This window comes from Pseudomonas sp. lyk4-R2A-10, assembly GCF_030209075.1.
GTDB lineage: Bacteria > Pseudomonadota > Gammaproteobacteria > Pseudomonadales > Pseudomonadaceae > Aquipseudomonas > Aquipseudomonas glycinae.
Window position 1 is genome coordinate 1 of the sequence record NZ_JARVSR010000021.1, and the last position, 24,794, is coordinate 24,794.

Below are 24,794 nucleotides of genomic sequence, written 5' to 3' on the forward strand. Positions count from 1 at the left end.
GAGCGACGGCACCAGTCCCAACGCCCCGGCGCTGACCCAAAGCGGCACCTTCACCGTCACTGCCCTCGACGGTCTGCAAACCCTGACCGTGGGCGGCATCGCCGTGATCACCAACGGTGTCGCGGCAGGCTTCCCGCAATCGGCGGTCACGCCGCTGGGCAGCACGTTGACCATCACCGGATACGACCCGGCCACGGGCGTGGTCAGCTACAGCTATACCCTGGTCGATAACGAAACCCATCCGACCGCCAACGGTGCCAACAGCCTTACCGAGAACTTCAACGTGGTGGCGACCGACACCGACGGCAGCACCGCCACCGGGCAGATCAACGTCAACATCATCGACGACCTGCCGACCGCCAAACCCGACGCGACGTCGGTGCAGGAGGGCGGCACCGTCAGCGGCAACGTGCTGGACAACGACATCGGCGGCGCCGACGGCCCGGCAGCCAGTGGCGCAGTAGTGGGCGTGCGCGCCGGTTCCGACACCTCGACCTCGGCCATCGGCGGCCTCAACAGCAACATCAACGGCACCTACGGCTACCTGACCCTCGACGCCAACGGCAACGCGGTCTATCACAGCAACCCGAATGCCGTGAGCGGCCCGGGTGCGGTGGACGTGTTCACCTACACCGTGCGCGATTCCGACGGTGACGAAAGCACCACCACCATTACCATCGACGTCTACAACAGCAAACTGTGCGCGGTCAGCGACACCGACGTCACCGTCTACGAAAAAGCCCTCGATCTGACCAAGGACGGCCAGGATCTGGCTCCTGGCACGGTCACCGGCAGCGATCCGACCAGCACCGGGGAAACAGCGTCTGGCACGCTGGTCGGCTCGGTCACCGGCGCGGTCGGTGCGATCAGCTACGCGCTGGTCGGCAGCGCCACCGGCAACTACGGGCAGATCGTGCTCAACCCCGACGGTACGTACACCTACACCCTGACCTCACCGGCCAGCACCACCCCGCACGCTGATGACGGCGCCAACAGCCTGACCGAAACCTTCACCTATCAGGCCACCGATTCGCTGGGCAACGTCGTCACCAGCACCATCGTGGTCAACATCGTCGATGACGTGCCGAAGGCGATCAACGACAGCAACGCCGGCACCGCGTCGGAAACCCAGTTGACCCTCAACGGCAACGTGCTGACCAACGACGTGCAAGGCGCCGACGTGGTGGCGATCGGCCCGAATGCCGGCCCGATCACCCCCGGCACCTTCACCGGGACTTACGGTACGCTGGTGCTGAACGCCAACGGCACGTACACCTACACGCTCAACACCAACGACGCAGACTTCAAAAACCTGCACGGCGGTGGCAACGGCACCGAGACCTTCACCTACACCCTGACCGATGCCGACGGCGACACCAGCACCGCCAACCTGGTGCTGAACATCCACAACAACGACGATCCGGTGGTCCTCAACGGCCTCGACGTGTATGGCGGCGAGCTGACCGTTTACGAGAAAAACCTCAGCGACGGCACCAGTCCCGACACCCCGGCGCTGACCCAGAGCGGCACCTTCACCGTCACCGCCCTCGACGGTCTGCAAACCCTGACCGTGGGCGGCATCGCCGTGATGACCAACGGCGTTGCGGCCGGCTTCCCGCAATCGACCGTCACCCCGCTGGGCAGCACGCTGACCATCACCGGTTACAACCCGACTACCGGCGTGGTCAGTTACAGCTACACCCTGGTCGATAACGAATCCCATCCGAACGCCAACGGCGCCAACAGCATCACCGAGAACTTCAACGTGGTGGCGACCGACACCGACGGCAGCACTGCGACCGGGCAGATCAACGTCAACATCATCGACGACCTGCCGACCGCCAAGGCCGACACCGGCTCGGTGGCGGAGGGCGGCACGGTCAACATAAGCGTGCTGGGCAACGACATCAGCGGCGCAGATGGCGCGGCGATCGTGGTCGGCGTGCGCGCCGGCGGCAACACCGCGACTTCGGCCATCGGCGGCCTCAACAGCAACATCAACGGCAACTACGGTTACCTGACCCTCGATGCGGCCGGCAACGCGGTCTATCACAGCAACCCGAACTCGGTGAGCCCGCCGGGCGCCACCGACACTTTCACCTACACCATCCGCGACAGTGACGGCGACGAAAGCACCACCACCATCACCGTCAACGTCGCCGACAGCAAGCTTGTGGCCTCGACCGATCAGGACGTGACCGTCTACGAGAAAGCCCTCGACCTGACCCAGGACGGACAAGACCTGGCCCCCGGCACGGTCACCGGCAGCGACCCGGGCAACACCGGCGAAACCGCGACCGGCACGCTGGTCGGTTCGGTCAGCGGCGGCAGCGGGGCGATCACCTACACCCTGGTCGGCAGCGCCACCGGGACTTACGGGCAGATCCAGCTCAACGCCGACGGCACGTACACCTATACCCTGACCTCGGCGCCGAAAACCACGCCGAACGCCAACGACGGGCCGAACACCCTGAGCGAAAGCTTCACCTACAAAGCCACCGATGCGCTGGGCAACAGCACCACCAGCACCATCGTGGTCAACATCGTCGACGACGTGCCAAAAGCGGTAGCCTCGGAGCGTTCGGTGGCGGCGGTGGAGATCGACTCCAACATCCTTATCGTCCTCGACATCTCCGGCAGCATGGCTGACGCCTCCGGCGTACCGGGTCTGTCGCGGCTGGAACTGGCGAAGCAGGCGATCAGCGCCTTGCTCGACAAGTACGACGATCTGGGCGATGTGAAAGTGCAGCTCGTCACCTTCAGCAGCAACGCCACCGACCGCACTTCGGTGTGGGTCGATGTCGCGACGGCCAAGACCCTTCTGGCCGGCCTCAGCGCGGGCGGCGGCACCAACTACGACGCTGCCGTGGCAACCATGTACAACGCGTTCAACACCTCGGGCAAACTCACCGGGGCACAGAACGTCGGCTACTTCTTCTCCGACGGCAAACCCAACGAGGGTGACATCGGCACCGCCGACGAAGCGACGCTCAAGGCGTTCCTCGATGCCAACAACATCAAGAACTACGCGATCGGCCTGGGCAGCGGCGTGAGCAACGCCAATCTCGATCCGCTGGCGTACGACGGCATCACGCACACCAACACCAACGCAGTGGTGGTCACCGACCTTAATCAACTCAATTCGGTGCTGTCCGGCACTGTTGAGGGCGCGCCGGTCACCGGTTCGTTGATCGGCGAGGGCGGCACGTTCGGCGCCGATGGCGGGTTCATCAAGTCCATCGTGGTCGACGGCACCACCTACACCTATGACCCGAAAGCCAACGGCGGGCAGGGTTCACTGGTCGCCAGCGGCGGCGCCAACCACGGCACGTTCAACACGGTGAACAACACCCTGAGCATCGCCACCAACAACAGCGGCACCCTGGTGGTCAACCTCGATACCGGCGACTACAGCTACACCTCGCAGAAAACCACCGCCGTGGTGATCACCGAGAACATCGGCTTCACCCTCAGCGACAACGATGGCGACCTCGCCAGCTCGACGCTGACCGTGAAAGTGATCCCCAACGCGCCTCCGGTGGCGGCGGACGACCACGTCATCACCAACGTGCTGTCGGGCAACATCGTGGTGCCGGGCGAGCTGTTGCTGGCCAACGACACCGACCCGAACGGCGACACCCTCAACGCCACGCCAACCTCGTTCAACACCGGCTGGATCTCCAAATCCGCGGACTTCACCGGCAGCGGCGCGATCAGCTTCACCGGCACCAATGCCAACACCGCCGCCAACCAGAACCTGGCCAACGTGCGCAATGCGTTCAGCGCCAACGCCGCGACCATGACCGCCGTGCTGGTGGTCAGCGGCTACCTCGGCGCGGTCACCAACACCAACGCCAACGATGAAGACCGCATCACCGTCAACCTGCGCCAGGGTGAAACCCTCAACCTGGACCACAACCTGGCGGCCGGTCACATCACCATGGAGTACTCGATCAACGGTGGCGCCTACATCGCCCTCGCCGACGGCCAGACCCTGACCGCGACGTCCGATGGGGTCTACCAGATCCACATCACCAACATCACCAACACCACGGGCAGCAACGCCAACGCGGCGGAAAACTACCAGCTGACCATGACCCTCAACTACGCCGGGGCCCACGACATCACCCCGGACTACCACGGCACCTACACCGCCAACGACAACCACGGCGGCAGTGACACGGCGAACGTGACCATCAGCTATCAGGACGGCCACACCCTCACCGGTACCTCGGGCGATGACGTGCTGGTGGCTGGCACCGGCGACAACATCATCAACGCCGGCGACGGCAACGATGTACTGACCGCAGGTTCCGGCAACAACGAACTGCATGGCGGGGCCGGCAACGACTTGCTCTACAGCGGCCCGGGCAACGACCTGCTCGACGGTGGCAGCGGCATCGACACCGCCAGCTACGCCCATGCCACCGCCGGGGTGACGGTCAACCTCGGTCTGCTCGGTGCGCAAAACACCATTGGTGCCGGGACAGACACCCTGACCGGTATCGAAAACCTGGTCGGCTCGAACTTCAACGACACCCTCACCGGCGACAACAATAACAACGTGATCAACGGCGGTCTGGGCAACGACATCCTCAACGGCGGCGGGGGCGATGACCTGCTGATCGGCGGGATGGGCAACAACACCCTGACCGGCGGGCCGGGCGCCGACACCTTCCAGTGGCTCAAGGGCAACAGCGGTCATGACCTCGTCACCGACTTCACTCCAGGCACCGACAAGCTCGACCTGTCGCAACTGCTGCAAGGTGAAAACGGCACCTCGGCGTCACTGGATGACTACCTGCACTTCACCGTCACCGGCAGCGGCGCCTCGGTCATGACCAGCATCGATGTCAGCGCCATGGCCGGCGCCACGCCTAACCAGACCATCGACCTGGCCGGCGTCAACCTCGCCAGTCATTACGGCGTGACGCCGGGGGCCGGTGGGTTGATCGCCAGCGGGCACGATACGGCGACGATCATCAACGGCATGCTGAATGATCATTCGTTGAAGGTGGATACGGTGTAAGCCGGAGCTGAAACGACAAAACCCGCTATCCCGGTTGAACGGGAGAGCGGGTTTTCAGAGCCGGGACTGGAAAACAAATACGTCCCCATTTCCTTTGCACCAGGTAGCACGAGAACAGAATGCTCGCCCAAATCAGCCTGATCGCGTAGCCCTTGCTTTTGAGCAGAATGCCGTTGCCATCAAGATAATCACGGATCCATGGCCCGAGCCGGGGATGCTCGACCAGCCATTGGTAGAAAAGGGCCGGTGAATAAATGCGTCCCCTTTTCACCCGCCGTTTCTCCCAACCGGTCAACGCAACGTACACTTTCTCTATTTCAGGACTGGATAATCTCTTATTTGTTAACTCTTTTCGCCTAGGTCGGGTTAGTGCTAACTCCATTTAATTATTTTGATTTCGAAGGTGCCGCGAATTTCGAAGCTAGATATTTCCTTGTTGTCCGTCGCTGTGTACTGGTATCTATCTTTGCCAAAAGAGTAATCAGAATATATAAAATTGTTCGAGTGATAAATAAGTATGTCGAGTGAGTGGCCCGCGTGATTGAATTCTATTGTTTTTGCAGTCGATGGTAGTGTGAATCTTGAATTGATCCCGCCTGCCACTAACAGTTTGATGTTATTTGCCGAGATAATACGTGCTGGGTAGAATCCCTGATTTTGGGGGGTAAAGGTTAATTCGCTCGGGAATATAAAAGATGCATTAGTTGGAAGGATCTGGTCAGGTGTACTCCTAAAGTCTTCTATTGTTTCATTCGTGCCCACGGTCAATGCCCATTGGTCAGTGGGCACCGAACTTGAGTTTGCTCGCAAGCCAAAGGTGTGCACCCCGTCCAGCATATTCAGCACTCGATGGAGGTATCGACCGCTCTGGTTGTACACGCTGCCGGCTGGGGTCAAAACCTTAAGTGTGCCGTTATGGGTATCGGTTATTTCCAGCGGATTTCCGGGCGGCCCGTCAGCACCCATTTCGATGCCTTTGGATTGCGTGGTGTCGGGGTTATTCAGCGGAGTTCCACCGGGATACGTGGTGAAGAAAGAGAAAAACGGATTCTGGGTGCTCATGAGAAACGCTCCTTCGTGGACTCAGCCGTTTCTGCCGGATCAGATGCGGGCCTGTAACATGAAGCACCATCAGAGGAATGTTGCGCACCTGTCAACTCCGACAGTCACGACAAGCGGTCAAGGCTTGCGCAAGGTCTTCTGCCGCAGGATATAAACCGTCACCAGCACCGCACTGGTGAGCATGAACCCCCGCGCCCACGGCAGCGGTACCAGATAGCACGATAACAGAATGCTCGCCCACATCAGCCCGATCGCGTAGACCTTGCCCTTGAGCGGAATGCCGTTGCCATCGAGGTAATCGCGTATCCATGGCCCGAGCCGGGGATGCTCGACCAGCCATTGGTAGAAACGCGGAGAGCTGCGGGCGAAGCAGGCGGCTGCCAGCAGCAGGAAGGGGGTAGTGGGGAGAACAGGCAGGAAAATCCCGATCACCCCCAATGCCACGCTGAGCCAGCCGATGGCCAGCAGGATGTAGCGCAACATCAGGGGGCGGTTGCCTATGGGGTTGTCCATAGGCCGGATCTTAGTGGTGACGTGGCTTGAGGATCGCCGGTTTTTCGTCGGGCGCCTGGCACAACAGGTACAGCGCGGTCAGGGCTTCCGGGATCTGGACGATCATGTCATCCATCAGGTTGGCGTCCTTGGCGATGTCTTCGAACTCAGGCTGCTCGTCGAACAGGCCCGAACCGACCATGATCGGCAGGAGCATTTCGCTGACTTCTTCTTCGGCGGTTTCGAACCAGGCCGCTTCGCGCAGGAACACGCCTTCCATGAAGCCGATGCACCAGCCGCGCAGTTCGGAGTCGTCCGGGTCGTCGCCCAGGTCCAGTTCGCAGGGCAGCTCGAATTCTTCATCCGACGCCAGTTGGCGGGCGATGTGGGCCTTGAGGCCGATCAGCGTGGCTTCGATTTCTTCACGCTGGGCTTCGCTGCTGTAATGCGGCTCTTCGGCGAACAGGGCGTCGATCCACTCACGATCCGGCACCACATCGGCGCAGATCGACAGCGCGGTCAGGTAACCGTGAGCGGCCACGTAGTCCAGCGCCTCTTCATGCAGCTCGTCGGCGTCGAGGAAGACTTGCAGGCGGGTTAGTTGCTCGGCGAAGGACATTAAAGGGCTACCTTGGGGGAATAAACAATGCGGGAATTCTAGGCCTTCTTGAGCCCTCAAGCCAGCCGCACGGCAGATTTGCCCGTACAAGCTTCTTATCGGCGGTGCCCTTTGCCGGGAAGGGCTCGGGTATACTGCCGCGCTTTGCGATCCCTGCCGGTGTCGCGGCTGATTGTGTAGGGCGCGATGCAATGCGCGCTTACGTTTTGTTTAAAGCAGCCTCGGCTGTCTTGAACCAGCCTGTGCAGGGATGTTTCGGTGGATTTTTGGAGTTTTTATGCTCGAGCAGGCTCAACGCGTCCTCAAGGACATCTTCGGCTACGACAGTTTCCGTGGCCGTCAGGGTGCAATCATTGAGCGCGTGGCCAGTGGCGGTGATGCCCTTGTCCTGATGCCGACCGGCGGCGGTAAATCCCTGTGTTTCCAGGTGCCGGCGCTGCTGCGCGACGGCCTGGCGGTGGTGGTGTCGCCGCTGATCGCGCTGATGGACGATCAGGTCGCCACCCTCGAAGAGCTGGGCGTGGCCGCCGCCGCGTTGAACTCCACACTGAGCGCCGAACAGCAGCGCGACCTCGCCAACCGGATCAAGCGCGGCGAAGTGAAAATGTTGTATCTGGCGCCGGAGCGTCTGGTGCAGCCGCGCATGCTGTCGTTCCTGCAAGGCTTGAACATCGCGCTGTTCGCCATCGACGAAGCGCACTGCGTATCGCAATGGGGTCACGACTTCCGTCCGGAATACCTGCAACTGGGGCAACTGGCGGAAATGTTCCCCGACGTGCCGCGCATTGCCCTGACCGCCACCGCCGACAAGCGCACCCGCGAAGAAATCGTCACCCGCCTGCATTTGCAGAACGCCGAGCGTTTCCTGTCGAGCTTCGACCGGCCGAACATCTTCTACCGCATCGTGCCCAAGGAGCAGCCGCGCAAGCAGTTGCTGGCGTTCCTGGCCGAACGGCGCAGCGATGCCGGCATCGTCTACTGCCTGTCGCGCAAGAAGGTGGAGGAGGTGGCCGCGTTTCTCACCGAGCAGGGCTTCCCGGCGCTGCCGTACCACGCCGGTCTGCCCAACGATCTGCGTGCGTATCACCAGAAGCGTTTCCTCAACGAGGAAGGCCTGATCATGGTCGCCACCGTGGCGTTCGGCATGGGCATCGACAAACCCAACGTACGCTTCGTCGCTCACCTCGATCTGCCGAAATCCCTTGAGGCGTATTACCAGGAAACCGGGCGCGGCGGCCGTGACGGCCTACCGGCGGACGCGTGGATGGCCTATGGTCTGCAAGACGTGGTGATGCTCAAGCAGATGCTGCAGAACTCCGAGGGCGACGAACGCCACAAGCGTCTGGAGCAGCACAAGCTCGACGCCATGCTCTCGCTCTGCGAAGAAACCCGCTGCCGTCGTCAGGCGCTGCTGGCGTACTTCGACGAAGACATGCCGGAGCCATGCGGCCACTGCGACAACTGCACCGACGGCGTGCAGACCTGGGACGCCACCGAGCCTGCGCGTCAGGCGCTGTCGGCGATCTATCGCACCGGCCAGCGTTATGGCGTCGGCCATCTGGTGGACGTGCTGCTGGGCAAGGACAACGAAAAGGTCCGCAGCTTCGGCCATCAGCACCTGTCGGTGTACGGCGTCGGCAAGGCGTTGAGCGAGAGCGAATGGCGCTCGCTGTTCCGTCAGCTGGTTGCCCGCGGTCTGGCCGATGTCGATCACGAAGGTTATGGCGGGCTGCGCCTGAGCGACACCTGCCGGCCGCTGCTCAAGGGGGAAGTGAGCCTGGAGCTGCGCCGCGACCTCAAGCCGCAAGTCAGCGCCAAGAGCGGCAGCAAGAGCCCGGCCAGCCAACTCGTGCGCGGCGAAGAGCGCGAACAGTGGGAAGCGTTGCGTGCCCTGCGGCGCAAACTGGCGGAAGAACATGGCGTGCCGCCGTATGTCATCTTCCCCGACTCGACCCTGCTGGAAATGCTCCGCAGCCAGCCGACCTCGCTGGCGGACATGGCCCGGGTCAGCGGCGTCGGTGCGCGCAAGCTGGAGCGGTACGGCGAGGCCTTTCTCGAAGTGCTCGGCGGCGAGGCCGAGGCGCCGAAAGTGGTGGCCGACGTGCGCCACGAACTGATCACCCTGGCCCGTGCCGGCATGACGCCGTTGCAGATCTCCGGTCAGCTGCAGTGCTCGGAAAAGAACGTCTACACCATGCTCGCCGAAGCCATCGGCAAGCAGCAGCTGTCGCTGGAACAGGCGCTGGATCTGCCGGAAGACCTGATGGGCGAAGTCCAGGATGCGTTCCTCGACGGCGAAGGCGAGTTGCCGTCGGTCGCCGAAGTGGCCGAGCTGTTTGCCGGTCGTGTACCGGAAGGCGTGCTTTACTGCGTGCGGGCTGCGCTGCAATCCGAGTTTGAAATGTAAGAGGGTGTTTGTGCCAACCGTTATACGGTTGTAACGATTCAGTACAGGACGCCTCTTGCCTATAGGCAAATGTCATGCTTAGCTGACTAATAATTAGTTTTTCTCTATTTGTTCAGTCTACTCATGAGTGTTTTATGCCGTTAACCGATCAACACCGTTTTGGCATGCAATTGGCCCAGATGTCCCGTGGCTGGCGTGCCGAACTGGATCGCCGGCTGGCTGGCCTGGGCCTGTCCCAGGCACGCTGGCTGGTGCTGCTGCATCTGGCGCGTTTCGAAGAGGCGCCGACCCAGCGGGAGCTGGCGCAGAGCGTCGGCGTCGAAGGGCCGACCCTGGCTCGTCTGCTCGACAGTCTGGAAAGCCAGGGCCTGGTGCAACGCCAGTCCGTGATGGAAGACCGCCGGGCGAAAAAAATCGTGCTGTGCTCACCGGCGCTGCCGCTGATCGAACAGATCGAAACCATTGCCACGCAACTGCGCAAGGAATTGTTCGAAGGCGTCGACGAGGCGGATCTGAAGGTCTGTATGCGGGTTCACGGGCACATTCTGGCCAATCTGGAAAAGTCTTGAGGCACAACCGCGTGCCGTTTTTTTGAGAGATCGCGCTGGGCAGACTATAAGAACTACTGGGCAATATCGTGTTCGTACCGGATGTGCGAACGCATAGAAGTCGGTTTTGCTTATTTAAGGGATGCTCATGCTCGGAAGTCGGCACGTGGTACTGCGTTGCGCCAACTCGCTGCTGGTGGCCGGTGTTCTCACCTGGTCCACCGCGTCAATGGCGCTGGGGCTCGGTGACATCACCGTGCATTCAGCCCTCAATCAGCCGCTCAAGGCTGACATCGCCCTGGTGGATGTCGGGGGCGTCAGCGAAAGCGAACTGGCGGTCCGTCTGGCCTCGGCGGAGGAGTTTGGCCGCGCCGGCGTCGAGCGCGTGTTCTTTCTCAACAACCTCAAGTTCACCCCGATCCTGCGTGGCAATCGCAACATGATCCGGGTGACTTCCAGCAAACCGGTCAACGAACCCTTTCTGAATTTCCTGGTGCAGCTCGATCAGCCCAACGGCCACCTGCTGCGCGAATACACCGTACTGATCGACCCGCCGGGTTCGCCGGGAATTGTCCCGGCCACCGATGAGCCAACTGCGCGTGCGCAGTCGTCGGAATTCCCGACCCCCGAGGCTCCGTCCGCAACCACGCCGGCCAAACCTGCTGCGCCTGTTCAGCCACCGGCTCCGGTCGTTGACGCGCAGGCTGAGCAACTGGCAGCGAGCCTTGTGCAGAACCAGCAACTGCAAAAAACCATCGATGAATTGAACGTGAAGCTTCAGGCCCAGGAAGTGCTGATCGCTGACGGCAAGAAACAGCTCGGTGACGTACAGGCCCGCCTGATTGAGGTGCAACAGGCGCGGCCGGCACCGGTAGCCCCTGTGGTCCCTGCGCCTGCGCCGGTCATTGCCCCGGTCGAGTCTCAAGAGGATTCACTCAACTGGCCGTTGCTCGGCGGACTGCTGCTGGTACTGGGTTTGTTGGTGGCAGGGCTATACGTGCGCCGGCAACGACAGCAGGCGCAAGGGACTGCTGCGCCGTTGCCGTTCCTGCCGGCTCGAAACGAACCCCCGGACGCCGATGCCGAACCGATGCAGCCGAGCGCCGTTCACAGTGCTGTCGAACATCGCGAAGAACACGCCAACGGCGATGTGCTGGAAGCGGTCGGCATTTATCTGGCCTACGGTCGTTTGGGTGAGGCTGCCGGCCTGTTGCGCGATGCGTTGCAGCGAGAGCCGGAGCGCATCGACCTCGGCGTGCAGTTACTTGAAGTGCTGGGGCGGCAGGGCGACACGCCGGCCTATGACGAGCAGGAAAATCGTCTGCGCCAGCTCGGGGTCGAGGATCAACGCTTGCAGGAGATTCGCGCCCGCTATCCGAAACTGATCAGTGTTGCACCTTTGGTGGCGTCGGCCCCAGTGATTGCCGCGCTGCCGATCGAACCCAGCACGCCTGAGGAGCCGTTAGCCGAAGACAATTTTGAACTGAACCTGGATCAGCTCTCGATGGCCTCCAGTTGGGATCTTGAGGAAACGCGCCCGGCCACAGCTTCACCTGAACAGTCACCCTCAACGCTCGGCTCCGATCTGCAGGTATTGCCACAGGATTTCGAACTGCCGGAAAGCCTGCCCGACGAAGCGGAAACCGCCGAGCTCGAATGGATCGTCGAGCCGGAAGCGCAACCGCTGGACGAGGACTTTCTCAACGAGTTTGGCGATCCCGGCCCGACGCTGTCGCTGGAACCACTGGAGTTGCATGCTCCGGAACTGGACTCCGAACCCTCGGACGCCGCCAACGCCGGCAAGCTCGAACAGGCCCAGACCTGTATCGATGACGGCGATATCGACAGCGCCATTGCCTTGCTCAACGAACTGCTCAAGGAAGCCGACGAACCCCTCCGGCAAACGGCGCGCACGCTGTTGGCGGGGATTCGCTGAGCGCTGTCAGAAGGTCTGCCCGAGGTTCAGGTACACCGCCTGTTCATCTGCATCGTTCAGGCCATAGCTGAAATTCAGCGGCCCCAGCGGCGTATCGAAGCCGATGAACACGCTGGCGGCGTTGATGTAGCCGCTGTCGAACTCGTTGTCGTTGTTCCATGCCCGGCCACGTTCCAGCGAGGCGCCGGCGTACAACGGGAAGTCCAGCGGCAGGTAGGAGCGTGGAGTGAGGCGGCGGTAATACACCGCCCGCATCAGACTGACGTTCTGCCCGGAGATCGCGTCTTCGCGGAAACCGGACAATTGCCGGGCGCCGCCGAGCAGGAAACTGGAGGTCACCACGTTGGCATCGTCCAGCGTGCGGCCGTAACGACCACCCAGAATCAGCGTGTCAGGTCCACTGCTCATGGCCTTGTCCAGTTTGAACTCCCACTGCCGGTAGCGTGTGTCGGAACCCAGGCTCGGTTCGAACTGAACCAGGGTCAGGCCGATGTCTTCGCCCTCGTGGGGGAAGTAGACGTTGTCCAGCGAGTCGAAGGAATACTTCAACGCGTAGAACCCTTCGTTGAAACTTTCGCTCGGCAGATCCTGGTCGCCGATCCGCACATCCGCCTTGCCCCAGGCCTCGCCGACCCCGAAGCGCACTTCACCGCTGTTGCCGATCTGCCGACCAACATTGAGGCCGAAGCCGTAGCGCTCGACGCGATACTGGGCAATCGGATCGTTGTCCAGCACCGAGTCGACGTTCTGTGCGGCAAACGACGCATAAGGCGCCAAAAAGTAGCGAGAGCCCACGTCCAGCGGCTGATAGAACTCGCTGTACAACTCTTGTTTATCGCCGATCTGCGCCCGGGTCAGCCATTCCGCGCCGAGCCGGTTGATGCCGTTCACGCGGTAACTGGCACCGAGGTTGAAGGCGCTGTCGCCGCGCATGTCATCCGACAGGTTGAGGCCGACTCGCAGGTAATCCGTGCCAGTACGTTTACCCCGCGCGCTGATCACCAGCGTGTGATCCGATCCCTTGTGCACCACGCGGTATTGCACCTGCTCGAAGTAATCGAGGCCGTACAGGGTGCCCATGTCGGTTTGCAGGCGACCCAGGTCCAGCGGTTCACCGATGTGCTGGCGGATGTAATAGCGGATCACGTCATCGCCGACTTTCGAGTCGTTCTCGACCTTGATCGCGGTGATGATCGGTGTGCGCTGGCCTGGCGCGCGGGCAGCGTTGAGCTCGGCGTCCTGCGATTGCGCGGGTTTGAGGCGGGCGAGGCGCACGTCCAGAGCCTGGGTCGCGCGGTAGCCGGCGTCGATCATCTCCTGGCCGCGACCGAAGTCGGTGGCGCCGAAACTGGCCAGCGGCGGCTGGATCAGCACGTCATCGGGATGCAGGGTCGCCAGTTGCTCTTCGGAGTTGCGCCGGGTCATCAGGGTGATTGACTGGTTCAGCACATCGACCACGGTCACCAGTTGCTTGCGGTTGCGCAGCGGGGTGCCGATGTCGACCACGATGGCCACGTCGACGCCCATTTCACGGGCCACATCGAGAGGAATGTTGTCGGTCATGCCGCCATCCACCAGCAATCGGCCGTCGAGTTCGACCGGGGCGAACACCGCCGGGATCGACATGCTGGCGCGGATCACCTGCGGCAGGTGGCCCTTGCGGAACACCACTTTTTCGCCGTTGGCGATATCGGTGGTCACGGCGCGAAACGGGATCGGCAGCTTGTCGAAATCCCGGGTGTCGCTGGTGTGGGCCAGCAGGCTTTCCAGCAGCAGCGCGAGGTTCTGGCCTTGAATCACGCCCAATGGCAGGCCGAGGCTGCCATCGTCACGAAAGCTCAGTTTCTGTTTCACCAGAAAGTCGCGGTCGTCCTGCTTGCGCCGGAACGGTACGTCTTCACGGGGCGGGGCGTCGGACAGCGCCTGCTGCCAGTCGATGGTCAGGGCGAGTTTTTCCAGCTCGTCGATCTTGTAGCCCGAGGCATACAGCCCGCCGACCACCGCGCCCATGCTGGTGCCGGCAATCGCATCGATCTTGATGCCTTGCTCTTCCAAGGCCTTGAGCACACCGATGTGCGCCAGTCCACGGGCCGCGCCGCCGGACAGCACCAGGCCGACTTTCGGGCGTGTGGCCTCACTGGCATGGACGCTGACACCAGCGAACAGGGGAAGGAAACCAAGCAACAGGCAGATCAGCAGACGACGCATCGTGAGTCTCGGGGCGAGCGATAAAGCCGGCTATTATAGCGGCGCCCTCTGGCTCAGGAGTTTCAGCAATCATGACCGTCACAAAACCGGAAATCGTCATCACTTATTGCACGCAATGCCAGTGGCTGTTGCGTGCCGCGTGGCTGGCACAAGAGCTGCTCAGCACCTTCGGCGATGACCTCGGCAAAGTGTCACTGGTGCCGGGCACCGGCGGGATATTTCACATTACCTGCAACGACGTACAGATCTGGGAACGCAAGGCCGACGGCGGCTTCCCCGAAGCCAAGGTGCTCAAGCAGCGGGTGCGCGACCAGATCGACCCGGACCGCGACCTCGGCCACAACGACCGTACTCAGTGAGAAGCCGCTTCGGCCGCGACGGTTTTCTTGTCGTTGCTGCCTGACATCCGGCTCGACACCACGATCGCGACGATGATCAGCGCGCCGCCGATCAGCATGCGCAAGGTCGGATCTTCATCGAACAGCAGCCAGGCCACGGTAATCCCGTACACCGGCTCCATGGCGAACACTACCGCAGCGGTGCGCGCCTTGATTACCGCGAGGCTGGCAACGAACAAACTGTGGGCGACGCCGGTGCAGAACACCCCGAGCAGACCGATCCACAACCAGTCGATGGCGCGCACTTCGCTCAGTTGCGGCGCCGCCACCGGCAGCAGACACAACGCCACCACCACGTTCTGACACAGCGCCGCCTGCACCGCCGGGATGCGTCCGGAACTGGCGCGGTTGGTCAGGGACAACAGGGAAAACAGCAGGCCGGACAGAATCGCCCAGAGCAGGCCGGTGGTCGCGCCGCTGGCCAGATCGAACGCCGGGGTCACCAGCACCAGCCCGACACTCACCAGCACCACCAGCACGATTTCATTGATGCGGATGCGTTCGCGGAAAATCAGCCCTTCGAGGATCACCGTGAAGGCCGGGAAACTGGCGAAACCCAGGGTCGCGATGGCAACGCCCGCGACCTTGACCGCAATGAAGAAACTCACCCAGTGGCCGGCCAGCAGCACACCGCTCAGGGCCAGTCGCCGCCAGTCGACGGCCTGTAGTTTCTGCCAGCCGCCCTGTTGGGCGAAGCGGGCGAAAAACGCCAGGGCCAGCACGGCAAACGCGGCGCGCCCGAACACGATGACGGCGGGCGTTGCGGCCGCGAGTTTGCCGAAGACGCCGGTCAGGCCGAACATCAGTGCGCCGATATGCAGGGCGCCGAGGGCGGTACGGGGAGTCATTGCAGTCCTTTTTCCAAACACCATTACAGACACACATTGAAGCGTGTCACGACGCAAAAGTCTGTCGGCAGGCTATCGACTTTTGTCGTCAGCCTCGCGTCGCAATTGTGTAGGAGAGGTGCCGAACTCACGCAGGACGGCGGCCGAAAATGCGCTTTGCGAGTTGTAGCCGACACGGCTGGCCACTTCACCGATGGGCAGCGTGGTGTTGCGCAACAGCGCCACGGCTTTATGCAGCCGGCGACTGCGAATGTAGTCCATCGGTGTCTGCCCGCATTCGGCGACGAACCGCGCATGCAGCCGGGCGCTGGACAATCCGGCGACACGCGCCAGATCCGCCACTTGCAGCGGATAGGCCGCGTACTGCTCGATGTGCGCGTCGAGTGCCGCGTAGGGCAGGCGGCGCGCGACGATCTCGGCGGGTGGCACGTGGTTCAGGCTCGCCAGCAGCAACACCGCGCCCTGTTGCGCAATCAACGGATCGTCCACCGGACTGTTCGCCAGCCAGTTGACCAATTGACCTTGCCCTGCATCCAGCGACAACCGCGCGGCGTTATCCAGCAGACGACTGCTGGCATCGGCGTGATCGCCCAGCGAGCGCGTCAGCCATTGCTCGTCGGGCACATCCAGCACCAGACAGCGGCTGCCCTTGGGACTGCCGCACGCATGATGCGCGCCGGCGGGGATCACCACGAAGCTCTGCTGCAATACCTGGCTGCCACGCCCTTCGACTTCGAAATCCAGCGCGCCGGACAGGCCGAACACCAGTTGCGCGTGGTCGTGGCTGTGGGCGATCAGGTCGTGGCTGTAATGGCGCAGGGTCAGGATCGGTTGCATGGCGGTCTCCGGGCGAGCCACCAGTCTACACCGGCGCAGGGGCGAGGCGTTTGTCACACGACTGACGCATACCTGTCATGGTCGATTAACCGGGCGCGCGCAGAGTGGCGAAAACATCGCAGAGGGTTGCCCATGACCAGCGCCGAGCTCGCCAGACCCAGCCGTAAACAACGGGTTCGCACCCTGTGGATCTCCGACGTGCACCTGGGCACGCGGGATTGCCAGGCCGAGCATCTGTCGCAATTTCTCAAGGGCTATCACGCCGACAAGATCTACCTGGTCGGCGACATCATCGACGGCTGGAAACTGCGCGGCGGCATGTACTGGCCCCAGGCGCACACCAACGTGATCCGCCGCTTGCTGACCATGAGCAAGCGCGGCACCGAGGTGATCTACGTCACCGGCAACCACGACGAATTCCTGCGCCGCTATTCAAAACTGATTCTGGGCAACATCCAGCTGGTCGACGAAGCGGTGCACGTCACCGCCGATGGCCGGCATCTGCTGGTGATTCACGGCGATCAGTTCGACGTGATCACCCGCTATCACCGCTGGCTCGCGTTCCTTGGCGATTCGGCCTACGAATTCACCCTGACCCTCAACCGCTGGCTCAATCACTGGCGGGCGAAATACGGTTACGGCTACTGGTCGTTGTCGGCCTATCTCAAGCACAAGGTGAAGACCGCGGTCAGCTTTATCAGCGACTTCGAGGAAGCCATCGCCCACGAATGCGTGAAGCGCGAGTTGCACGGGGTGGTCTGCGGACACATTCACCACGCCGAGATCCGCAAGGTCGGCGAGGTGGATTACCTCAATTGTGGCGACTGGGTGGAGTCGTGCACGGCGCTGATCGAGCACTGGGATGGCACGATCGAGCTGTATCGCCTGGCCGATGCGCAGGCGCGGGAAGCCGAACTGAAAGCGGCGAAGGTTGCCGAACTGGCCTGAGTTTTCAAATCAACTCAGGCCGGGCTGTGCTCTTCCATCGCCGCTTTGTAGATCGAGTTTTTCGGTTGGGCGAACAGCCTTTCCATCATCGGCTCGAAGAAGCTCAGCGGCAGGGTGTCGTACTCGGGGTCGAACGCCGCTGCGTCGTATTTGGCGCAGAACTCCGCGGTCGCCAGAAACTGCGGGTGGTCGCTGAATTGTTCGCGCAGGTGCCGATCCATGCCCAAGTGATGGAAGAAGTAGTAGCCCTGGAAGATCCCGTGCTTTTCCACCATCCACAGGTTTTCGACGCTGACGAATGGCTTGAGGATGGCGGCGGCAATGTCCGGGTGATTGTAGGAACCGAGGGTGTCGCCGATGTCGTGGAGCAAGGCGCAGACCACGTATTCCTCGTCGCGTCCGTCGCGAAAGGCGCGGGTGGCGGTTTGCAACGAGTGGGTCAGACGATCCACCGGGAAACCGCCGAAATCGCCTTCGAGCAGTTTCAGGTGGGCGATGATCCGGCCCGGCAACTGACGGGCGTAGGCGCTGAAATCCGCCGCAATGATCGCCCAGTCGTCCTGTGTGCCGTCCTTCATGTGGGTGAAACGGGCAGTGGCATTCATCGGCAGTCCTCTTGGTCAGAATTTCTAGAACGGCACGCGGCCCAGGATCATGTCGCGGTACATGACGAAGTCGCCAAGCAGGCTGTAGAAAGGGTGCTGGAAGGTGGCCGGGCGGTTTTTCTCGAAAAAGAAATGGCCGACCCAGGCAAAGCTGTAGCCGGCCAGCGGCAAGGCAAGCAACAGGAGCCAGGCGCCCTTGGCGATGGTCAGGGCGAGAATGAAGATCACCAGCGTCGTGCCGATGAAATGCAGGCGACGGCAGGTGCTGTTGCTGTGCTCGCTGAGGTAATACGGATAGAACTCGGCGAAGCTGTTGAAAGGCTTGAGGGTTTCCACGACTGCGATCTCTGTGGTTATTGTTCTGATTGCAAGTTGTTCGGCGGGTAGCTTATTTGAGTCTAGAGTGATCATTGGCATCGGCCAGTGACAATCGGCGCCACTTTACTATCCTTGGGAAATCGGCCGTAGTATGCGGCTCACCATGTCATCCAAGAAAAAACGCCATGAGCGAACGAACGACTTCTGCAAGCTGGGCGATGGGGATTGTCAAAGCACTGGAAATGGACGGCCTGGATTGCCGGGTTTTGTTCAGACAGCTGGGGCTCGACTACGCGGCGCTGGAGGATCCGGACGCACGCTTCCCACAGGATTCCATGACCCGACTGTGGCAACGGGCGGTCGAGCTGTCCGGTAATCCCGCCATCGGCCTGAACATGGGCAAGGTGGTGCGGCCGGCTTCGTTCCATGTCGCGGGCTACGCGCTGATGTCCAGCAATACGCTGGCGGAAGGTTTTCAGCGATTGGTGCGTTATCAGCGGATCATCGCCGAAAGTGCCGACCTGAGCTTTCGCCTGCTCGACGAAGGTTATGCGCTGATCCTGACGGTGCATGGCGATCACCTGCCGCCGACCCGGCAAAGTGCCGAAGCGTCGCTGGCCTGCGCTCTCGCGCTGTGCGGCTGGCTGACCGGGCGCACGCTGCACCCGCGCAAAGTGCTGGTGCAGGGCGATGAGCCGGATGACCTTGAACCCTACAAACAAGCCTTCCATGCACCGCTGGTGTTCAACGCGCCGTATGACGCGCTGATCTTCGAACGCGCAGACATGGAAGCGCCACTGCCCACCGCCAACGAGGCGATGGCGCTGCTGCACGACCGGTTTGCCGGGGAATACCTGGCGCGGTTTTCCGAAAGCCGCGTGACCCACAAGGCACGTCAGGTGCTGTGCCGCCTGCTGCCGCAGGGTGAACCCAAGCGCGACACGGTGGCGCAGACCTTGCATCTGTCGCAGCGCACCTTGCAACGTCGTTTGCAGGAGGAGGGCACCAGTTTTCAGCAGTTGCTCGACGACACGCGCCGCGAACTCGCCGAGCAATACCTGGCGCAGCCGAGCATGACCTTGCTGGAGATTGCCTATCTGCTGGGCTTTGCCGACCCGAGCAATTTCTTCCGCGCCTTCCGCCGCTGGTTCGACACCACGCCCGGCGATTATCGGGCGCGGTTGCTGGAAGCGCCGAAGGCGATCAGTGACGCCAGAACGCCGGAATACACAGTACAAACACCGTAATGATCTCCAGTCGGCCGAGCAGCATGCCGAACGACAGAATCCATTTGGCCGCATCCGGCAGGCTGGCGAAGTTGCCGGCCGGGCCGATGGTCTCGCCCAGGCCCGGACCTACGCCGGAGACGGTGCTGGCGGCGCCGGTCAACGCCGTCATCCAGTCCACGCCCAACAGCGACAGCAACAGGGCGATCACGCAGATGGTGATGGCGAAGAAGAACGAAAAGGTCAGAATCGAACGGACGATCTCTTCGTCGAGGCGGTGACCGTTGTACTTCTGTTTGATCACCGCACGCGGGTGAATCAACTGGTTAAGGTTGGCCTTGAGCAGGATGTAGGCGACCTGGAAACGGAAGATCTTGATCCCGCCCGCCGTCGACCCGGAGCAGCCGCCGACGAAGCCCAGATAGAAGAACAGCATCAGCGAGAAGTTGCCCCACAGGCTGTAGTCCCCCAGCGCAAATCCGGTGGTAGTGACCACCGACGTCACGTTCAGCGCCACATGCCGCAGCGCGTCCAGCCAATGCAGATTGGTAGTCCACCAGTACCAGGTGCCGAGCACCAGCCAGGTCGCCAGCAACATCCCGAGCAAACCCTGCACCTGTTGATCCTTGATCAGCGCCCGACGGTTGCCGCGCAGCGTCGCCACGTACAGGGTGAACGGCAGACTGCCGAGAATCATCACCACCACGGCCACCCAGTGCACCGCCGGTTGCGTCCACTTGGCCAGGGACTGGTCGGAGGTCGAGAACCCGCCTGTGGAAATCGCTGACATCGCGTGGTTGATCGCATCGAACGGGCTCATCCCGGCCCACCAGAACGCCAGGCTGCCGAGAATCGTGATGCCGACGTAGGCCGCCACGATCAGCCGCGCCACCATGTGCGAGCGGGGCATGACCTTTTCCGAGCGGTCCGAGGATTCGGTCTGGAACAGGCGCATGCCACCGATGCGCAGCAGCGGCAGGATCGCCACCGCCATGCCGATGAAGCCGATGCCGCCGATCCAGTGCAGCAGCGAGCGCCACATCAGGATGCCGGGGGACATGTCGTCCAGGTGGTTGAGCACGGTCGACCCGGTGGCCGTGATGCCGGACATGCTTTCGAAGAACGAGTCGGTGTAGCTGATGTGCTGGGTCAGCAAAAACGGCAGCGCGGCAAAGATGCACACTACCAGCCAGCTGCTGACGGTCAGCAGGTACATGTCCCGGGGGCGCAGGTGGATGTGTTCCGGACGCCCCGGAATCACCAGCGCGAGGCCGGCGACGAAGGTGATCATGCTCGCCCAGAGGAACGACGGCAGATCGCCGGTGCGCTCGAAAATCACCAGGGTGGCCATGGGCACGACCATGGCGATGGCCAGGGTGATCAGGAAGATGCCGATGATGAAACCAATGATCCGTAAGGTCGGCAACGCCATGAAGTCCGCTCGGGCTGATGTGGGAAGGGCGCCATTCTACCTGCGGTGCAAGGCATGTAAACCGACGCGTCTGGATCACTTGCAGCTAGAATAGCCGGACATTTTTTTCAGGAGGTGGCCGATGCAGGCTCTCGACGCTTTGCTCAACCGTGTTTCCGTTCCACGACTGATCGATCCGGCCCCCACCGCCGAACAGCGCGAAGTGCTGTTCGCCGCCGCGACCCGCGCACCGGATCACGGCCATTTGCAGCCGTATCGCTTCCTGACCGTCGAAGGCGCGGCGCGTGAGCAGATGGGCGAGTTGCTGGCCGAAGCTGCAAAAATGCAGGAAGGCGAAGTCACCGAAGCGATGATCGACAAGGCCCGCAACGGCCCGCTGCGGGCGCCGCTGGTGGTCGTGGTCATCGCCAAGTTGCAGGATCACGTCAAATACCCGAAGGCCGAGCAGTTGCTGGCCGCAGGCTGTGCGGCTCACGGGATTCTGCTGGCGGCTTACGCGCAGGGGATTGGTGCGGTGTGGCGTACGGGTGATCTGGCGTACTCGAAACATGTCGCCAAGGGTTTGGGCCTGACGGATGACGAAGAGGTGATTGCCTTCCTGTACCTCGGCACACCGCAGAAAGAACCGCGGGTGGCCGAGAAGGTTGATCTGGCGGAGTTTGTCAGCGCGTGGCCAGCAAAGGCCTGACACATTGGTTTTATGGTTGGACAACTGCCCCCGGTACGAGAGGCAATTCAAGACTCGCCACAAACCCGCCCTGCGGATGATTGGCCAGCACCAGCGTCCCGCCATGCCGTTCCGCCGCCCGCCGGGCAATCGCCAGTCCCAGGCCATGGCCGGCAGCGGTCTGCCCCGGCGCCCGATAAAACGGTTCGCCCAACTGGCTCAGATGTTCGGCCTGCACCCCTGGCCCATGGTCACGCACGCTGACCACGATCCGCTCGCCCTGACGTGACGCCTGCATTTCAATCGACTGCCCCACCGGGTTGAAGCGCTGGGCATTGCGCAGCAGGTTGTCCACGGCGCGTTCGATCATGGTCGGCCAGCCTGTCAGATTGAGTGCCGGTTCGGCCTCCAGACGCACGGTCTGCTCCGGCGAGCCCAGCTGCGCATCCTTTTGCAGGGTGGCGAGCAAGGCATTCAGATCCACGTCTTCGGCGCTGGCGTTGTCGGCATCGACCCGTGCCAGCACCAGAATTTCACTGATCAACGCTTCCAGCCGATCACACTCGCGGGTCAGGCGCGGCCAGAGTTTTTCCCGTTCTTCCGGGCTTGCACGCTCGGCCAGAGCTAGGGCAATGCGCAGCCGTGCCAGCGGTGAACGCAGTTCGTGGGACACATCGCGCAGCAACTGGCGCTGACTGCCGATCAGGCTTTGCAGACGGGCGCCCATTCGGTTGAAGTCGTTGGCCAGCACGCCGAATTCATCGCGGCGGTTGGCCAGTTGCGCCAGGCTGTTCTGCTGATACGTGGTCTGGCCGAGGTCATGCACCGCGCCGCGCAGGCGACTGAGGGGCCGGGTGATGGAAAACGTCACCAGCAGGCTGAACAGAGTCAGCACCACCAGCGCGATGCCCAGTGCACTCAACGGCCAGAGCAGGCTTTCGCGGTGCCAGGCGTCGAGTTCCGGGTGCGGGATGCGATAGATGAAGAGGTAGGTGTCGCCGCTTTTGTCGCTGGTGAATTCGTCGGTCAGACGGCGCCATGGCAGGCGTCGGTCATCGTTGTTCTGCCGCGCCTCGAAGGCGGCCGCGCGCCGGGGGAAGGTGCCGCGCACCACCGGGTCGCCGCTTTCGTTCAGCACTTGCACGTCGATGTGGTACTGGCGCTTGCGCTGTTCGAGGATGTCCTGGGCGGCGTTTTCGCCCTGGGCTTCGTAAGTCTGCGTCCATTCCGCGGCCAGAGTGTTGAGGCCCGGATGGCGGCTGAGGATCCACGCGTCCTGGTTGAGCATGTGCCCTAGCAGAATGGAAAGCCCTGCAACCAGAGCGATGGCCAGCCAGAAGCTGGCGAGGATACGCCAGAACAATGAACGCACAGAAAATCCTCAAACAAAGAAAACCCAACGGCGGTGAGCCGTTGGGTCGGGGCGTGACGCTAGAACATTATTGCGCCTTTTGCGGCTGCTGCGCTTTCCAGGCTTTGAACTCGGCCCATTCGGCGCGACGCTCGGCCTGTTTCTTCTGGATCTCGTCGAATTTCTTCTGTTGATCCGGTTTCAACACGGCGCGGACATCGGACTCGGCTTTCTTGTGGTTGGCCGCCATCTCGTCCTTCATGGCTTTCTGGTCGGCTGGCGAGAGTTTTTCCAGGTATTTTTCGACCGTCTGCTTACGCTCGTGCATCTGCTCGCCCATGATCTTGCGGATCTGCTCGCGCTGTTCGCGGGACAGGTCCAGCTGGCTGTACGGGCCTTTGCCGTGCATGCCGTGCATCTGACCGCCATGGCGCGGGCCGTCCAGCGGGCCACCCATCGGGCCGCCATCCTGTGGCATGGCCATGGCAACGGTCGGCAGGGCAGCGGCAAACATCAGAGCGATAAGAGTCTTGCGCATGGTGAATCTCCTTTGTCTCGTTCCCGGTACGTTCCGGATGAGTACAGATTACGGAGATCAAGGTCAGCGGCGGTCAGCGCTGTGTAAAGCTTGGGTAAACACGTTTTCGCGCCGACCTGACAAAACTGACAGACGATCAGAGGCTGTAGTAGTAGCCACGGCTGCGCAGGGCGACGATGCGCGGGCGGCCGTCGGGGTGCGGGCCGATCTTTTTGCGCAGGTTGCTGACGTGCATGTCCAGGCTGCGGTCGTACAGGGTCAGCTTGCGGCCGAGGGCGATCTGCGCCAGTTCCTGTTTGTCCAGCGGCTCGCCCGGTTGCTTGAGCAGGGCTTCGAGCAGGCGGCTTTCGGAGACGGTGAGGGTGAATTCCTTTTCGTCGATGCTGACCACGCCGCGCACGGGGCTGAAGCTCAGGTCGCCCAGTTCGAGCTGGGTCGACACGGCGGCCGGATGACTGCGGCGCAGCACGGCGCGCAGCCGGGCAGTCAGTTCGCGCGGATCACAGGGTTTGGCCAGGTAATCGTCGGCGCCCAGTTCCAGGCCGAGGATCCGGTCCAGCGGCTCGCCCCGGGCCGAGAGCATCAGCACCGGCAGGTCGGCGTGATCGCTGCGCAGTTGCTTGAGCAGTTCCAGGCCGCTGCCGTCGGGCAGCATCACGTCCAGCACCACGGCCGCCGGCGCGGTTTCGGCCAGCGCCTTGCGGGCACTCTGACCATCGTGGCAGGCCCGGACCTGAAAGCCTTCCTGGCTCAGCCAGCTACTCAGGAGTTCACACAACTCCTGGTCATCATCAATCAGTAACAGCTCGCTCATGACTCACTCAATTTAGCCATTGCCGACGTTTTCGGCTTGCTCCACTGGCAAAGATACCGCAGAGCAGCGCCAATAGCGCTACCCCGGCCCCGGTGACGAACCATTGCTGCTGTTCGGTCAGCAGGCGCGGGAGCGGGCTGGCCTGGGCCTCCTTGAGTTGCAGCTTCAGACGCTGGTTCTCCTGGCGCAGCCGGGCGAGCTGGGCGCTTTCGCGGGTGTTATCGGCATTTTGCAGTTGTTTGCTCAGTTCTTCCCGTTGCTGCTCACTGGCCTTCAGGCGCTGCTGCAACTCGGTGATCTGACTGCCGGCGCTCAATGAAAGCGGCGTGGAGCTGCCGCCCTCGGTGCTTTCGTCACCATGGGCGGGCGCCATGATCGACAACGTGACCAACATCAGACACAACGGACCCTTGCGCATCGCGACTCCTGTTTCCAAATGGATATTGGGCAGGTTGTCGGCCGGCAAACGAGAATAATGAGCGATTGAGAACGCGATGAACCGACAAGGTTC

At 62.2% G+C, this 24,794-nt stretch carries 21 protein-coding genes and 1 pseudogene; 8 read left to right on the forward strand and 14 right to left on the reverse strand.

Annotated elements, in window-relative coordinates; all coding sequences use genetic code 11:
* Window positions 1–5,029: beta strand repeat-containing protein (locus QRN46_RS27940; protein ID WP_285358649.1), on the forward strand; the 5,029-nt coding region annotated here is incomplete at its 5' end.
* Window positions 5,030–5,054: 25 nt separating this feature from the next.
* Here QRN46_RS27940 and QRN46_RS27945 read toward each other — a convergent pair.
* The 4 genes and pseudogenes from QRN46_RS27945 to QRN46_RS27960 all read right to left on the reverse strand — a co-directional run.
* Window positions 5,055–5,267: pseudogene (locus QRN46_RS27945) on the reverse strand (DUF454 family protein); the annotation flags it as partial.
* Window positions 5,268–5,401: 134 nt separating this feature from the next.
* Window positions 5,402–6,091: a hypothetical protein gene (locus tag QRN46_RS27950; protein ID WP_041475172.1), complete on the reverse strand. Its 690-nt coding sequence runs from the start codon at window positions 6,089–6,091 to the stop codon at window positions 5,402–5,404.
* A 117-nt stretch (window positions 6,092–6,208) separates the two neighbouring features.
* Complete coding sequence (locus QRN46_RS27955) at window positions 6,209–6,604, reverse strand: YbaN family protein (protein WP_011332990.1); 396 nt, start codon at window positions 6,602–6,604, stop codon at window positions 6,209–6,211.
* Window positions 6,605–6,614: 10 nt separating this feature from the next.
* Entirely contained in the window at window positions 6,615–7,202 is a 588-nt protein-coding gene (locus QRN46_RS27960) for a UPF0149 family protein (protein ID WP_007958400.1), read from the reverse strand.
* A 277-nt stretch (window positions 7,203–7,479) separates the two neighbouring features.
* On the opposite strand from QRN46_RS27960, the gene recQ reads away from it, so the two are divergent.
* From recQ to QRN46_RS27975, 3 genes are all read left to right on the forward strand, one after another.
* Window positions 7,480–9,609: a DNA helicase RecQ gene (recQ, locus tag QRN46_RS27965; protein ID WP_007958398.1), complete on the forward strand. Its 2,130-nt coding sequence runs from the start codon at window positions 7,480–7,482 to the stop codon at window positions 9,607–9,609.
* Between the two features lie 134 nt (window positions 9,610–9,743).
* Window positions 9,744–10,178 carry a MarR family transcriptional regulator gene (locus QRN46_RS27970; RefSeq protein ID WP_007958397.1) on the forward strand — a complete coding sequence of 145 codons (435 nt, stop codon included), beginning with the start codon at window positions 9,744–9,746 and terminating at the stop codon, window positions 10,176–10,178.
* A 127-nt stretch (window positions 10,179–10,305) separates the two neighbouring features.
* Window positions 10,306–12,093, forward strand: a complete 1,788-nt coding sequence (locus QRN46_RS27975; protein WP_285358656.1) for a motility hub landmark protein FimV — start codon at window positions 10,306–10,308, stop codon at window positions 12,091–12,093.
* A gap of 6 nt (window positions 12,094–12,099) precedes the next feature.
* On the opposite strand, the gene QRN46_RS27980 is transcribed toward QRN46_RS27975, so the two are convergent.
* On the reverse strand, window positions 12,100–14,301 hold the full coding sequence (locus QRN46_RS27980) for a patatin-like phospholipase family protein (protein ID WP_285358658.1): 2,202 nt from the start codon (window positions 14,299–14,301) through the stop codon (window positions 12,100–12,102).
* Window positions 14,302–14,372: 71 nt separating this feature from the next.
* Between QRN46_RS27980 and QRN46_RS27985 the strand changes: the two genes are divergently transcribed.
* Window positions 14,373–14,660 carry an Rdx family protein gene (locus QRN46_RS27985; protein WP_011332993.1) on the forward strand — a complete coding sequence of 96 codons (288 nt, stop codon included), beginning with the start codon at window positions 14,373–14,375 and terminating at the stop codon, window positions 14,658–14,660.
* Here the strand turns inward: QRN46_RS27985 and QRN46_RS27990 are convergent.
* Together QRN46_RS27990 and QRN46_RS27995 are read right to left on the reverse strand one after the other, a co-directional pair.
* Window positions 14,654–15,547: a DMT family transporter gene (locus tag QRN46_RS27990; RefSeq protein ID WP_085605699.1), complete on the reverse strand. Its 894-nt coding sequence runs from the start codon at window positions 15,545–15,547 to the stop codon at window positions 14,654–14,656. The two genes, QRN46_RS27985 and QRN46_RS27990, sit on opposite strands and share 7 nt — an antisense overlap.
* 72 nt (window positions 15,548–15,619) lie before the next feature.
* Complete coding sequence (locus tag QRN46_RS27995) at window positions 15,620–16,384, reverse strand: helix-turn-helix transcriptional regulator (RefSeq protein WP_285358662.1); 765 nt, start codon at window positions 16,382–16,384, stop codon at window positions 15,620–15,622.
* A gap of 132 nt (window positions 16,385–16,516) precedes the next feature.
* Here QRN46_RS27995 and QRN46_RS28000 point away from each other — a divergent pair, with 132 nt between their 5' ends.
* A complete protein-coding gene (locus QRN46_RS28000; RefSeq protein ID WP_007958385.1) occupies window positions 16,517–17,332 on the forward strand; it encodes a UDP-2,3-diacylglucosamine diphosphatase in 816 nt (271 codons plus the stop codon).
* Window positions 17,333–17,346: 14 nt separating this feature from the next.
* Here the strand turns inward: QRN46_RS28000 and QRN46_RS28005 are convergent, their stop codons facing one another.
* Together QRN46_RS28005 and QRN46_RS28010 are read right to left on the reverse strand one after the other, a co-directional pair.
* Complete coding sequence (locus QRN46_RS28005; RefSeq protein WP_285358665.1) at window positions 17,347–17,937, reverse strand: HD domain-containing protein; 591 nt, start codon at window positions 17,935–17,937, stop codon at window positions 17,347–17,349.
* Window positions 17,938–17,961: 24 nt separating this feature from the next.
* The gene (locus tag QRN46_RS28010) at window positions 17,962–18,273 is read right to left on the reverse strand and encodes an Mpo1-like protein (protein WP_041475173.1); all 312 of its coding nucleotides are present in this window, start codon (window positions 18,271–18,273) and stop codon (window positions 17,962–17,964) included.
* 167 nt (window positions 18,274–18,440) lie between these two features.
* Here QRN46_RS28010 and QRN46_RS28015 point away from each other — a divergent pair, with 167 nt between their 5' ends.
* Complete coding sequence (locus tag QRN46_RS28015) at window positions 18,441–19,502, forward strand: AraC family transcriptional regulator (protein ID WP_011332998.1); 1,062 nt, start codon at window positions 18,441–18,443, stop codon at window positions 19,500–19,502.
* Here the strand turns inward: QRN46_RS28015 and QRN46_RS28020 are convergent.
* Window positions 19,459–20,913 (reverse strand): TrkH family potassium uptake protein, encoded by a 1,455-nt coding sequence (locus tag QRN46_RS28020; RefSeq protein WP_007958377.1) that lies wholly within the window; start codon window positions 20,911–20,913, stop codon window positions 19,459–19,461. The two genes, QRN46_RS28015 and QRN46_RS28020, sit on opposite strands and share 44 nt — an antisense overlap.
* A gap of 121 nt (window positions 20,914–21,034) precedes the next feature.
* Here QRN46_RS28020 and QRN46_RS28025 point away from each other — a divergent pair, with 121 nt between their 5' ends.
* Entirely contained in the window at window positions 21,035–21,601 is a 567-nt protein-coding gene (locus QRN46_RS28025; protein ID WP_011332999.1) for a nitroreductase family protein, read from the forward strand.
* 10 nt (window positions 21,602–21,611) lie between these two features.
* Here QRN46_RS28025 and QRN46_RS28030 read toward each other — a convergent pair whose 3' ends face one another.
* The 4 genes from QRN46_RS28030 to QRN46_RS28045 form a co-directional block, all read right to left on the reverse strand.
* Window positions 21,612–22,952, reverse strand: a complete 1,341-nt coding sequence (locus QRN46_RS28030) for a sensor histidine kinase (protein ID WP_011333000.1) — start codon at window positions 22,950–22,952, stop codon at window positions 21,612–21,614.
* Between the two features lie 67 nt (window positions 22,953–23,019).
* A complete protein-coding gene (locus QRN46_RS28035; protein WP_007958371.1) occupies window positions 23,020–23,469 on the reverse strand; it encodes a Spy/CpxP family protein refolding chaperone in 450 nt (149 codons plus the stop codon).
* A 136-nt stretch (window positions 23,470–23,605) separates the two neighbouring features.
* Window positions 23,606–24,283: a response regulator transcription factor gene (locus QRN46_RS28040; RefSeq protein WP_007958370.1), complete on the reverse strand. Its 678-nt coding sequence runs from the start codon at window positions 24,281–24,283 to the stop codon at window positions 23,606–23,608.
* A 7-nt stretch (window positions 24,284–24,290) separates the two neighbouring features.
* Window positions 24,291–24,701 carry an SH3 domain-containing protein gene (locus QRN46_RS28045; RefSeq protein ID WP_011333001.1) on the reverse strand — a complete coding sequence of 137 codons (411 nt, stop codon included), beginning with the start codon at window positions 24,699–24,701 and terminating at the stop codon, window positions 24,291–24,293.
* Window positions 24,702–24,794 lie beyond the last annotated feature (93 nt).